This is a genomic window from Candidatus Marinarcus aquaticus (genome assembly GCF_004116335.1).
In the GTDB taxonomy this organism is placed as follows: domain Bacteria; phylum Campylobacterota; class Campylobacteria; order Campylobacterales; family Arcobacteraceae; genus Marinarcus; species Marinarcus aquaticus.
Window position 1 is genome coordinate 222838 of record NZ_PDKN01000003.1, and the last position, 12926, is coordinate 235763.

Consider the following 12926-nt stretch of genomic DNA (forward strand, 5'->3'; position numbering starts at 1 on the left):
CATCCTTTACCTGTTGTTGGTTTCATCAATTAAAAAAGCAATCTCTTCATAATCAATTGCCCCAAAGTCCACCATATTATACAGCGCCATCAAAGCACGTCTGCAACAAGTTTTATTACAACCTGTGACCAATTTTTTTGCTTTTTTATATGGAAGAGTGGTATTTTGAAATATCTCAATGGCGTCTTGAATACTCTTTTCACCACATTCGCAAATCTGTTTATTTTTTAACTCTTCCATGTACATTCGCTATTTTTGTAAATATGGGTGCGCGTCTAAAAAGTCGTTCACGTCTTTCATCGCGACATTAATCTGTTCACTGAGTTCAGGCAGTCTGTTATAATCTGTCCAAATGGTATCTTCAACAATGTCGTGCACTTCACCTGCAAGTTCAACAACTTTTCGTTTGTATTTTGCTAACTCTTTTTTCTTCTCTTTTTGTTCTTCGGTTAATGACATTTTTTTCTCCTTTGTTTAAATTAAATGGCGTAGAGATTTTCAAGTTTTATCTCGGGCATATTGTTTAAATAGACCAATTTAAAACTCTCCTCTTTTTTAAATTTATAACTGTCGTACAAATCAATGATCTCTTTAACCATTGGAGCATAGGCATAAATCTTTTTAAGCCCACGATAATACAAAACTGCTCGAAGCAGCTTCTCTGCATCTAAAAAGGCTTCATTTTTCATCAGCCAAGGTGAGATTTTGATGTACTTTTTGTTCACCACATATGAGTGTAAAAACCCACTTTGTGTCCCTAACTTCAACGAATTAGAGAAGACCAAATCTTTTCCAATGTACTCGTGTCTGTCCTCAGAAAAAACCGATTTATCAATCTCTTTAGAGACTTCATCATAGTTTGAAGCCGCCACTTGTTTGGCATGGGTATTTGAAAAGTTAAATGCCACAGCTTCCCCTGAGTACATAAATCGTACAAAATCACTGTGCGTTTTAAAATCAAACCCTTTAAGCTTCTGATACCGTTTTGTCTCAATCAAAAGTACCACATCCAAACCGTTGCAGTTAGTAATAAAGAGTCGAAGCAACCTTTCATAAATGTCCTCATAACTCTCATTGACCTCAAAGACATTAACAAAAATAGACTTCTCAAAACGGTACCCACTGATAACACCCACAATCTCACCACCTTCATACGCCGCAAAGCAGTACTCAGGATAGGCATGATACGTGTGTTTCAACAAATCAATGTCCAGTAAGGTGTTGCTCTTAGAAAGAGACTCTAACGCATCTTCGTAATCTTTTCTTAAATACCCAATGAACATAAGTATAACTCTTTCAATTCCACTGCATTCAACACTTTTTTTCGGTTGGTCACAATATCTCGAACTTTTGGAAGCAGTTGTTGTACTACCTCTTTATTAGGGGTAATTCCCAAACTCTCTAAGTGGTACATTAAAGTTGAACTTCCTGAGTGTTTTCCAATAGGAAAGTCTCTTTTAAGTCCCACCTCTTTAGGTGTAAATGGCTCATACGATGATTTTGATTTCATCATACCATTCACATGAATACCCGACTCGTGAGCAAAGATGTTTTTACCAATAATGGGCAAACTCGTATCTAAACGTCGGTTTGACGCTCGACTCACTTTTCGTATTAAGGCTTTGAGTGCTTTGATGTTGATATCACTGCTTTGATTCATCAAACGGTTAATGGTCATCAACACTTGTTCAAAGGAAGCATTTCCTGCTCTCTCACCCAAACCAATCACAGTGGTGTTGGCACTTGTTGCACCCGCTTCAAAACCAGCAATGGCATTGGCTGTAGCCATACCAAAGTCGTTGTGCGTATGCATCTCAATGTCCAAGAGATTTTCACTGCTTAAAGCTTTGATGTTTTCATAGGTTTTATGTGGCGTTAAAATCCCAACGGTATCACAATATCGGAAACGATTGGCACCCAATTCTTTACCTAGGGTCATCACCTCTTTTAAAAACCCTAAATCTGCTCGTGAAGAGTCTTCTCCACCAATACAGACAAAAAGGTTCTCTTTTTTAGCTTGCGTTACGGTTTGTTCAAGCTGATTAAGAAGACGTGTTTTGTCCCCTTTAAATTTTACATCGATTAAAATATCTGAAACAGGGATAGAGAGGTCAACGGCTTTGAGCCCACACTTCAGTGAAGCTTCTAAATCTGTCAATGTTGCTCGGTTCCAGCTCATGATTTGTATGGGCAAGTTTAGGTTTAAAATCTCTTTTAAATCCTCTTGCTCTTTTTTACCCATGGCAGGGATTCCCACTTCTAGTTCGTGAGCACCCGCTTCATATAACAGCTGTGCGATTTCAAGTTTCTCTTGAGTATTAAAAGCTACATAAGGCGCTTGTTCGCCATCTCGTAGCGTTGTGTCATTGATCAGAAACATGACGTGACCTTTCTAAAATATATACTAAGTATATGCAAAAAGTGTTCCGCTATCAGATGTAGCGTAAACTGGGTGTATGTATCTTCTGTAAGTCCTCTTCACTCAAAGGCTCATAAGCGTAAACGAAACAAATAGGCTTGTCTAAAATCTCTTTTTCAACTACCCAAAAGTGCTCTAAATCGTTTACAATACAGACATTGTCTGCACGAAGGCTTTTTAAAGGAAAGCCTATGGCACCGTGACACGTCGTTGCAGGATAGAGTTCCAACAACTCGTTGTTGATGCTGATAGGTCCATTTCCTTTAAGCAGTAAAACCGTAGGATTTGGTTTCATGGTCAGGATTATCCTAACTCATTCTCTTTTTCAAAGAAGTATTTCTTCGCGGCATCGTGAACTGATTTCTCAATTGGTTTAAATGCGTACGAATCATCACAAATCAGATTAATCTCTTTTAACTCATCCATTGGACATCCACCAATTTTCTCAGTTAATAAAATATCACAATCTTTAAGTGTCTCTTTAATCTCTTCAATAGGGTAGGAACCATCACAATCTTCTGGTCCTTTACAGTAAGCATTCTCTACTTTTCGGTGCATTACAAACTTGATGGCTTTATCTCCCGCTTCATAGATTAGGAACTCCGTGGCATTACCAAAGTGTAAATTCACAGTCCCTTCACCCGCACTGGTAACCGCAATCAATTTTGTCTCACCGTTTGAGCTTAATTGCTCTTTGGATGCTTGTTCAATTTTTACTTTTTCGTTTGCAACTTCCAGTGCAGCCCGCCAGTTCTCGATGACTTGGTGTTTTTGCTCTCTGGCTTTGATGTCATATTTACTTTCAAGCTCATCCCATGACATATCTACAAACGCCTCTTTTGTAAACTCATCACCTCGGTCTTCACCGATAAGTCCTACCGCATCGGCTCGACACTGTCTACAGTGAGACATTAATTTCATATCCATACCACAGGCTTCTTGTGCTGCCATTACCTCTTGGTCAGAGGCACTTCTTTGTCCATTTAAACCGTAATATGTTCCAAATTCTGGTTTAGATAACAGTGGCATAATGTTGTGTAAAAATACGTTCATCTCTTTAAGTTTCTTCGCTACATTAGGTAAATCTGCTTCATTGACGCCTGGAATCAATACAGAGTTTGCTTTGACTAAGATTCCTCTTTCAGTGAGCATTTGAATCCCTTTGAGTTGTTGTTCAAGCAAGATTTTAGCACCTTCGGCCCCAAAGACTTTCTTATGGTTCCAGTGTATCCAAGGATAGATTTGTGCACCCACTTCACCTGTAGGGTCCACGGTATTGATTGTAACAGTGACATGATCAACATTATATTTTTCAATTTCGTCAATGAACTCTGGAAGTCTCAAACCATTGGTTGATAAACACAGTTTTAAATCAGGTGCTTTTTCTTGAAGCATTTTAAATGTTTCAAATGTCTTTTTAGGGTTGGCTAAAGCATCTCCTGGACCAGCAATTCCTACAACAGATAGTTGTTGGATTTCACCGCCCACATACAGCACTTTTTTAACCGCTTCAATGGGTTGTAATTTTGACGAAGTAACCCCCGGTCGACTCTCATTGGAACAGTCAAATTTTCTATTACAATAATTACATTGGATATTACATGCAGGGGCAACGGCAACGTGAATTCGTGCATAGTGTTGGTGAGCTCCCTCGCTATAACATGGATGGTTATTAATCTTATCCATAACTTCTTGTTGTATATTCTCTTGTGTGCTACTTGATGTACATGAACAACTCATAGTAACTCCTTTTTTACTTTCTGCTATAAGTAATGCACATAGTGTTCCCTACACGAAATGGGAATAAAAAATGCATACGCTTTTGTATACAATATAAGGATATACAATGGATATACAGGAAAAAATCAAAGCAGAGCTTATCAAAGAGATCAATTCAAACATTGATAACATCTATGATTTTATTGAGAGCCGATACAGTTTGGATGCGCATTACCAAGAGCAAATCATTCAAAAGTTGAATGAACTTAAAGATGTGGTCTATAAATCTTCACAATTTTGTGAATTAACGTAAAATTAATCAGCGATGAGTACAGCGAGTTTGTGGTGTTTTAGTTTTAGTCAAAGTAAACTGTTTTATACTCATCGCTCATTAATTCATAGTCATTTCAATCATCTTACCTTTTAAAATCTCACAAAATTCTACCCCAAAAGATTTACATTGTTGTAACTCTTCTTGTGTGGGTATGAGTTTGATTTTCAGAAGTTCCATGGGAGGCACTTTGAAATTGAGAAACTTCATTCTATCAATGATCATATCAATCGCTTCTCCACTCCACCCATAAGAGCCAAACGCTTGCGCCACTTTTCCCCGTTTTTCTAAGTACATCATACATGAAAGCAGATCCCACACTGGTTTGGGTGCATCCCCGTTAATAGTAGGTGTGCCCACTAAAATCCCATCACTCTCATCTAAAAGTTGAATCATGTTTTGTTCATCCAAAGAAGCCAAATCATACACATTGGCAACAATGCCTTCCATGCGTTCACACCCTTCATAAATCGCTTCTGCCATGTTTCGAGTGTTTTTATAACTGGTCAGATAAAAAATTGATAACACTTTTGTCTCTTCATCGCGTTTGTTTTGACTGTATTGTCGATACAAATCGATGTATTTTTGTGGATTTTGATTTAAAATGGGTCCATGCAGGGTTGCGATGGTTTTAATCTCAAACTTTTCATATAACTTCAACGCATTTAACACATACGATTTAAAAGGTCGCATGATATGGTCATAGTAGTATTTAAAGGCATAAGAAAAGTCTCCCACCACATCTTCAAAAAGACGTTTATCACAGTAATGGCTTCCAAACACATCGCCCGAAAAGAGAATTTTATCTTCAACCAAATAAGAGCTCATGGTCTCTGGCCAGTGTAAGTAAGGCGTGGTTAAAAACTTCAAAGTCTTATTGCCCAAGGTGATGCTTTTATTGGTCCACACGGTTTCAAAATCGATTGTTTCACTTTGTGTGAGTGATTTTAACATCGCTGTGGCTTGGGGAGAAATCAATACTTTTGCTTGTGGTGCTCGCTTGATTAACTCAGGAATCGCACCTGCGTGGTCGGGTTCTAAGTGGTGAGAAACCACATATTTAATCTCATCATAACTGCAAAGCGCTTCTACTTTTTTGAAAAACTCATCTTGAAATTCCAGTTTCACGGTATCTACAATAATGACACCCTCATTTGTTTTAATTAAATACGCATTATATGAACTTCCATTGGCTGTTTTCATGATGATATCAAAGGTGCGAATCTCAGGGTCAAACACTCCAATAAAGTAGACATCTTTGGCCAATTCAATAAGTTCTTCACTGCTATTGTTCATTGACAAGTAACCTTCTCATCCAAATGGGTGGATTATCTTTCATTTTTATAAACTGCTTGAGTACGTCTTCAATTGTTTCACCCTCTTTGCTCGCTTGCATGGGGAAAATCCCAGATGCTTGCACCATTCGAGAAGCTTTGGGACCAATTTGTTGTACGTATAAAATATCGCACTCTTCACAACACTCAATTTTGTAAGTGAGTTTTTCAATTTCATCTTCAATCTCAATCGACGAATCCACGCTTTTTATAAAGCTGAACTCACTGCCTTTGATTTCATAGATATAGAACTCTTTACACCAACCAAAGTGTTGATTAACATGAATATTGTCTTGTGAAGCGAATGCAATTTTCATAGTATGTATAACCTAAATCGTGAATCAATGACTTGTTCCAAGGTATTTTTAATCATCTCATATGTACCCGTACTTGCCATAGAGCACCCTGCACAGGCACCTTGATATGCCAAACGAATCTCGATTTCTGGTTCGTTGATGTAATCAATCAATAAAATGTTTCCTCCATCTTTTATAAGCATGGGTCGAATGAATCTGTCAAGCGCATCATTGATGGCACTTAATTGATCCTCATAACTTTTTGCGCGAAAGGCTTGATTGAGTTCACACACTTCAACCAACTCTCGGTCAAGTCCAGACAGTTGAATAGAAGCCATCGCATGACCCCCTTTTGCCGCTTTTAGCATGCAATAAAATCCCTCTTTTACATCCTCTTCATTGTTTCTGTCTTGAAGAAGAATCAAAGCAAGTCGAAATGCTGCCTGGGTATGATCTTTAGCAATGGCTCGTCTGAAATACTCTTTGGCTTTAGCAATATCCTCTTGTACACCAATTTTTGATTGGTACATCAAAGCAAGGTTAAAATTAGCAGAGTCGTTGTCATAAGAACTCGCTTTTTCAAACCAATCTTTTGCTTGATTGAAATCTTTTTCGACCCCTTCCCCTTTTAAATACATCAAACCCAAATTGGTCATGGCTTGGTCATTTTTTAGACCAGCTTCTGTTTCCCAAATATTTTTAGCTGTGATAAAATCTTTTTGTTTATACGCATTCAATGCTTCTCTGTGTCTCATGAAACGAACTCCTTCACCTGGATTAGGTAATGCTTTATTTTGTTCAAGTTGCTCTTTAATATGTTTCGCTAAATATTCATGTGCCAACTCTACGGCCTCATCATAATCTTCGCTGGCAGCTTTAATATCAAAATCAGTAAACTCCACCAAATACGCATCACCCACTTCATTCTCACCCGCATAACATTCATACGGATACTCTAAAGAGAGGTAATACTCTAACTCTTTTTGCATCTTTATATCCTAAAAATCCAATGGCGCATGTGCATCACGTTGCTCTTGCGTAATGACTTCTCTGAATGGTCGAGGTTGATTGGCAGGCGAAAATAGACCTTTTTTCTTGTGAACACGTAATTTATACAGTCCCTCTTCGTGACCATTGACATAGTAGTCATCAAACGCTTCAGTAAATGGCATATCCCATACAATGGCACCTGGCGTTGGACACACGTCAAAACATTTTGGCACAGAACAATCCACACACTCAATACACTTTTCAGGTTTCACATAGGTATACTCTGGGTCGTCTAAAGGAGAATCATCAGCACTGACAATAGCTGTAGCTGGACACTCTTCCACACAGGCATCACAGTTGATACACTCTTGGGTAATCATAACGGACATATGAACTCCTTATTTATTTTTCTCACACGTACAGCTGCCTGGGTCTAACAATGTTTTTACATTGCTGTCAGTCACTGCTTTAAAATTGTCTTCTAACAACCCTCGGTAGACCTCTTCTAAAGTCACTTCTACTTTTGAACAACTGTACACTTTCACATCTTTGGCATTGAGTCGTTTATACAACCCTTCTCCCATATGATAAAAAATGGTTCCATTCACACCTGTATCAATCACAAAGTTTGCGGTATCTTCACCATCACCTAAACCTCCGTTTTTAACAACTGTGAACTCTCCACTTTGCATGTCCAATAATGCAAAAAACGGTGCGTTTCCATACAGTTGTGAAATCACTGTTGACTCTTGTGTATCCAATGGTATTGCAATCATTTTTTATCCTTTATGCTTTTATATAAAGAAATTTATGCAAAAAGTGTTCCATTAGAAAAATACACTACTTGTACATAAAAAATAAAAAAAGAAGCTACTCTATGCCTTCAAATAAATCAGTAAAAGAGATTTGCAACGCTTTTGCAATTTTATACAAATGTTCAAAATTAAAGTGTTTATTGTTCGTATTGTTTTCTGCATAATTAAAAAAAGCATTACCACGTTGTCCTATTGTAAGTGCCAATTCTAGCTGGCTCATCTTCTTTTTTAGTCGATATTTTTTTACATTACAGGAAATGATTTTATACATTTTCTGAATCTCTTCTTCATCAATATTTGAAGTAAACATGGTTAGTATCCTATAGGTTAAGTTTCAGTTAATATTATATGAGTTACAATTTAATGACAATTACCTATAGAGTAATTATCTATAGGTTATAAATGTCGAGTTCATAGCACTATATTCTATTTATTTAAAGTTCGTAGCATATCCTTATCCTCTATAATTAATAGAATATTCTCTTTCTTTTCTTGACACCAAATTGACACAAGATTGACATAAAATTGTTGTATATACATTCAACTATAAAGGAGTCTATAATGTTGAATTCTCTCTCAATGAAAAAGAAACTTTCCCTTTTTCCATTAATTTTCGTGGTGATCATGTCACTGTGTGCTTTTACGTATGTGCACTACAGTTCACTCAGTGCCACACGAAGCGAAGCAGCCGTTCAAACTAATTTGTTCATACAACAAATTCAAGATGGTCGTATTGAAATCTACCAATTCTTACGCTCACCAAGTGAACAAAAAGCAACCTCTGTAAATCAAAAATTTAATGCGATACTTTCAAAGATTGAACGCTTTAAACAGGGATTAACGGTTCAAGAAAATCGAGATTTATGTGATGAGCTGTTACGTAATTTGACAACATACCTTCAATATTTTAATGATTTTGCACCATTAAAGATAAAGAGTGTACAAAATGGTGTCCTCAGTGAAAACGACACCATTACTTCTATGATTAAAAAAATGGTAGTCATTGGTGTTGCTTCCGAAAAAACACTCAATAAAATCAATGAAAGTGCCATTGTTCTAAAAGATGAAGCACAAAAAAGTTTAGACAATATATTAATCACCGTTACCATACTGGCTCTACTATCTTTTATTCTTTTTACTTTGATGTTATCCACACACATTGTTAAATCATTAACTTCATTTAAAGAAGGGTTAATCGCTTTTTTCGATTATGTGAATAAAAAAACCAATGACATCACGCTTTTAAATGACCAAGGCAACGATGAGTTTTCACATATGGCCGAAGAAGTGAATAAAAATATTCTCTCCACACAAAAAGCGATTAAAGAGGATGCCATACTCATTGAAGATGTTAAAAGTATTGTAGAAGAGGTTAAAGCAGGGTACTTGTATAAAAAAATTGAACAAGACACTCACAACAAAAACCTTCATGAACTCAAAGTCATCTTTAATCAAATGCTTGACATCATGGCAGAAAACATTTGTGGAGACATGAATAAAATCCAAGATGCGTTGACTATTTTTGCTCAATTGGATTTCAGACATCGTGTTCCCAATCCAACGGGGAAAACATCACAAGGACTGAATCAATTGGCGGATATTATTAATGATATGTTGCTTGAAAATAAGAAAAATGGTCTGATTTTACAAAACAGTGCCAATGAGTTACTCCAAAATGTTGAGTCATTAAGCAGTTCATCCAATCAAGCGGCCGCATCACTTGAAGAAACCGCCGCCGCCTTAGAAGAGATTACCAGTAACATTTCAAATAATACGCAAAACATCATTCAAATGTCTAACTTTGCCAATGATGTACAAACATCCGCAACCAAAGGTGAGAACCTTGCCAATGAAACCACCGTTGCAATGGATGATATCAATGAACAAGTTACGGCTATTAATGAAGCCATCAGTGTGATTGATCAAATTGCATTTCAAACCAATATTCTGTCACTTAACGCAGCAGTTGAAGCAGCCACTGCGGGTGAAGCAGGAAAAGGGTTTGCCGTGGTTGCACAAGAAGTGCGTAACCTTGCAGCACGAAGTGCCGAAGCTGCTAAAGAGATTAAAGCATTGGTGCAAAATGCGACAGATAAAGCCAATCACGGTAAAAATATTGCCAACGATATGATTTTGGGTTACCATAATCTCAGTGAAAACATTGTCAAAACCTTGGATTTAATTAAAGGAGTAGAGGGCACCTCAAAAGAGCAGTTACTGGGTATTGAACAAATCAATGATGCCGTTGCAGAATTGGATCAACAAACCCAACTCAATGCCAATATTGCCAATAAAACCAAAGATATTGCAACCAATACACTAAAAATCTCTAATGTGGTGGTGCATAACGCCAATCAAAAAGAGTTCAATGGGAAAGAGAACATCGATATCACTTCAGCAATAAAAGCTTTAAGCGATGAACCACAAGTGATTTTAGAGGCCGAAGAGATCACTCAAAACGATGAACAAAATTGGGAAAATTTTTAAATGAAAAAAAATGAGTCCCATTTTCTTTTGCTTATAAAGTATGCTCCATTGGCTGCCATTGTTGTTTTTTACACTTTAGCAGCCTTTTTTTTATATTGGAACAACTTTACTTTTTATAAGCAGTATGAAAATGAGTTTATCTTTTTTGGTATAAGCACGGTAGTATTGGCTTTTATTTTCTCTTTTTTTGTCACGCAATATTTAAAAAAAGTGATTCTTTCATACAAAATGCAACTGAGAAAAGAGAGTGCACTTAACCGAAAAAATGATTTTATTTTATTTCAACAATCAAAGCTGGCAACCGTGGGTGAACTTTTAAGCAATATTGCTCATCAATGGCGACAACCTTTAAGTGTCATTACCACTGCTGCAACGGGTATTAAACTTCAAAAAGAGTTGGGACAATGTGATGTTTCTTTAGAAAAACAGAGCATTGAAAGCATCATTGTCAATGCCAATTATTTATCACAAACGATTGATGATTTTAGAAATTTCTATAATCCCAATGTGGCCAAAAAGTATTTTTCAGTCACGAAAGCCGTGCAGGACTCTTTGAAAATTGTGGGTTCCCAACTGTGCAATCATAATATTAAGATTCTTCAAGATATCCATGAATTTGATATTTATGGCATTGAAAATGAGTTGATGCAAGTGATCATTAATTTGATTAACAATGCTCGAGAACAGTTCCAAAATGAACACAATAAAAACTTAAAAGAAAAAATCATCCAACTTCAGACACATTGTGATGAAGTGTACAACACCTTATATGTTTGGGACAATGCACAAGGAATAAAAAAAGAGCATATACAAAAGGTTTTTGAACCCTATTTTACTACCAAACATCAAACCAGAGGTACAGGTATTGGTCTTTATATGTCTGAACAAATCATCTCAAAACATTTTCAAGGCACCATCACTGTAGAAAATAAAAAGTTTCAATACCAATCCAAAACTCACATGGGCGCTTGTTTTATGATTACTTTTCCACACGCTTCAAAGTAGAGGAATAGCTTTTGCATATCTTTGTGATATACACCAACACAAAGAGTTCATGATGGTCAATAAAAAACTCATACGAGAATTATTAAACGAGAGCGCCTGCTCACATAATAAAACCAAAAAATCTTCATGCGATAAACCCAAACCTGGGGCCACAAGTGGTGGATGTGCCTTTGAAGGGGCTCAAATTGCACTTTTCCCTTATGCCGATGTGGTCCATTTGGTACATTCACCTGCCACTTGTATTGGAGCATCATGGGAAACACGTGCAACATTGACCTCATTTGAAGGTGAAAACAATACCATCACCGGATATTGTACCGATGTTACGACCAACGATATTATTTTTGGTGGAAACCAAAAACTTGAAAATGCTATCACCTATTTAGTTGAACATAAAAACCCCAAAGGTATTTTTGTTTATGAGACCTGTGTGACTGCCATGATTGGAGATGACATGGATAACGTGTGTGCACGAATGCAAGAGCAACACGGTATTCCTATTATAGTCATTCACTCTCCTGGATTTGTGGGTGGGAAAAACTTAGGGTCTCGACTTGGAGCTGAGTCTGTTCTTCACCAAGTCATTGGTACCAAAGAACCCAAAGAGATTCACCCTTATGGCATTAACTTAATTGGAGAGTATAACGTCACAGGTGATATGTGGCAATACACACCTATATTAGAAAAGATTGGTATCAAAGTGGTCTCCACACTTGCTGGAGATGGACGATTGGAAGATATTCAAATGGCACATACAGCCAAACTCAATGTCATTGTATGTGCAAAGTCACTGATTTCATTAACAAGAAAAATGCAAGAGCAGTATCAAATCCCGTATATCTCTGTCTCATTTTATGGTAAAAGAGATACGACCAATGCCATTTTAAGTATTGTGAATGCCTTTGGAGATGAAAAATTAATACAAAAAGCCAAAGAGGTGATTGCACAAGAAGAGGCCAAACTTGAAGAGGCACTTATTCCCTACAGAAAAATCCTTGAAGGGAAAAAAGCCATCTTAAACACCGGTGGAAACAAATCGTGGTCCATTGCTTCTGCACTTCAAGATATTGGGCTTGAAGTGGTGGCAACCAGTGTGCGAAAAGCGACGTTAGAAGATAAAGAGATAGCGGCAAAATATGTGGATATTTTAATGACTGACCCAGGAAGCGAACAAGCCAAACTCATTGATGAACACAATGTGGACATTCTGCTTGCAGGAGGGCGAAGTTTGTATACGGCCATTAAGAAAAAAGTGGCTTTTGTGGATGTAAATCAAGAGAAAAAGGTGAGTTATGGAGCGTATACAGGATTGGTCAATTTAGCCAAAGATGTTTGTAACAGTGTCAACAACAAAGTCTTTAAAGTCGTGGGTACCCCTGAACCTTGGGCAAAATAACTCTTTTGTATGCTCTTTGTAACAGGGGTTCTGCACCAATTATTTTTGAATAAATTACAAAAACAACACTTTTCCTTCTAATTATATTATCTAACCTTAAGAAAAGGAGAGTTATACTTTATACTATAGTAAAA

At 37.0% G+C, this 12926-nt stretch carries 16 protein-coding genes; 4 read left to right on the forward strand and 12 right to left on the reverse strand.

Features of this window, described 5'->3' with window-relative positions; all coding sequences use genetic code 11:
* Positions 1-6: 6 nt before the first annotated feature.
* Genes CRV04_RS05995 through nifB form a run of 6 tightly spaced genes read right to left on the reverse strand, consistent with a single transcriptional unit; the run spans position 7 to position 4159 of the window.
* Positions 7-240, reverse strand: a complete 234-nt coding sequence (locus CRV04_RS05995) for a hypothetical protein (protein ID WP_128995919.1) — start codon at positions 238-240, stop codon at positions 7-9.
* A 9-nt stretch (positions 241-249) separates the two neighbouring features.
* Positions 250-459, reverse strand: a complete 210-nt coding sequence (locus tag CRV04_RS06000; protein ID WP_128995920.1) for a CCE_0567 family metalloprotein — start codon at positions 457-459, stop codon at positions 250-252.
* A gap of 20 nt (positions 460-479) precedes the next feature.
* Positions 480-1283: a hypothetical protein gene (locus CRV04_RS06005; protein ID WP_128995921.1), complete on the reverse strand. Its 804-nt coding sequence runs from the start codon at positions 1281-1283 to the stop codon at positions 480-482.
* Positions 1265-2380, reverse strand: coding sequence for a homocitrate synthase (nifV, locus tag CRV04_RS06010; protein ID WP_128995922.1), 1116 nt, complete (start codon positions 2378-2380; stop codon positions 1265-1267). The genes CRV04_RS06005 and nifV overlap by 19 nt, the downstream gene beginning before the upstream one ends.
* A 52-nt stretch (positions 2381-2432) precedes the next feature.
* Entirely contained in the window at positions 2433-2714 is a 282-nt protein-coding gene (locus CRV04_RS06015) for a hypothetical protein (RefSeq protein WP_128995923.1), read from the reverse strand.
* A gap of 8 nt (positions 2715-2722) precedes the next feature.
* Positions 2723-4159: a nitrogenase cofactor biosynthesis protein NifB gene (nifB, locus tag CRV04_RS06020; RefSeq protein ID WP_128995924.1), complete on the reverse strand. Its 1437-nt coding sequence runs from the start codon at positions 4157-4159 to the stop codon at positions 2723-2725.
* Positions 4160-4265: 106 nt separating this feature from the next.
* Between nifB and CRV04_RS06025 the strand changes: the two genes are divergently transcribed.
* On the forward strand, positions 4266-4451 hold the full coding sequence (locus tag CRV04_RS06025; RefSeq protein WP_128995925.1) for a hypothetical protein: 186 nt from the start codon (positions 4266-4268) through the stop codon (positions 4449-4451).
* A 78-nt stretch (positions 4452-4529) separates the two neighbouring features.
* Here the strand turns inward: CRV04_RS06025 and CRV04_RS06030 are convergent, their stop codons facing one another.
* The 6 genes from CRV04_RS06030 to CRV04_RS13060 form a co-directional block, all read right to left on the reverse strand.
* Positions 4530-5765 (reverse strand): FprA family A-type flavoprotein, encoded by a 1236-nt coding sequence (locus CRV04_RS06030; RefSeq protein ID WP_128995926.1) that lies wholly within the window; start codon positions 5763-5765, stop codon positions 4530-4532.
* A complete protein-coding gene (locus CRV04_RS06035; RefSeq protein WP_128995927.1) occupies positions 5755-6120 on the reverse strand; it encodes a NifB/NifX family molybdenum-iron cluster-binding protein in 366 nt (121 codons plus the stop codon). The genes CRV04_RS06030 and CRV04_RS06035 overlap by 11 nt, the downstream gene beginning before the upstream one ends.
* Positions 6117-7088, reverse strand: a complete 972-nt coding sequence (locus CRV04_RS06040) for a NifU family protein (RefSeq protein ID WP_128995928.1) — start codon at positions 7086-7088, stop codon at positions 6117-6119. Before CRV04_RS06040 ends, CRV04_RS06035 begins: the two co-directional genes overlap by 4 nt.
* A gap of 9 nt (positions 7089-7097) precedes the next feature.
* Positions 7098-7478, reverse strand: coding sequence for a 4Fe-4S dicluster domain-containing protein (locus tag CRV04_RS06045; protein WP_128995929.1), 381 nt, complete (start codon positions 7476-7478; stop codon positions 7098-7100).
* A gap of 9 nt (positions 7479-7487) precedes the next feature.
* Positions 7488-7865 (reverse strand): NifB/NifX family molybdenum-iron cluster-binding protein, encoded by a 378-nt coding sequence (locus tag CRV04_RS06050; protein WP_128995930.1) that lies wholly within the window; start codon positions 7863-7865, stop codon positions 7488-7490.
* A gap of 94 nt (positions 7866-7959) precedes the next feature.
* Complete coding sequence (locus CRV04_RS13060; protein WP_228126490.1) at positions 7960-8124, reverse strand: hypothetical protein; 165 nt, start codon at positions 8122-8124, stop codon at positions 7960-7962.
* Positions 8125-8465: 341 nt separating this feature from the next.
* On the opposite strand from CRV04_RS13060, the gene CRV04_RS06060 reads away from it, so the two are divergent.
* Genes CRV04_RS06060 through CRV04_RS06070 form a run of 3 tightly spaced genes read left to right on the forward strand, consistent with a single transcriptional unit; the run spans position 8466 to position 12792 of the window.
* Positions 8466-10391, forward strand: a complete 1926-nt coding sequence (locus CRV04_RS06060; protein ID WP_128995932.1) for a methyl-accepting chemotaxis protein — start codon at positions 8466-8468, stop codon at positions 10389-10391.
* Positions 10392-11396, forward strand: coding sequence for a sensor histidine kinase (locus CRV04_RS06065; RefSeq protein WP_128995933.1), 1005 nt, complete (start codon positions 10392-10394; stop codon positions 11394-11396).
* A gap of 49 nt (positions 11397-11445) precedes the next feature.
* A complete protein-coding gene (locus CRV04_RS06070; RefSeq protein WP_228126491.1) occupies positions 11446-12792 on the forward strand; it encodes a nitrogenase component 1 in 1347 nt (448 codons plus the stop codon).
* Positions 12793-12926: the final 134 nt, after the last annotated feature.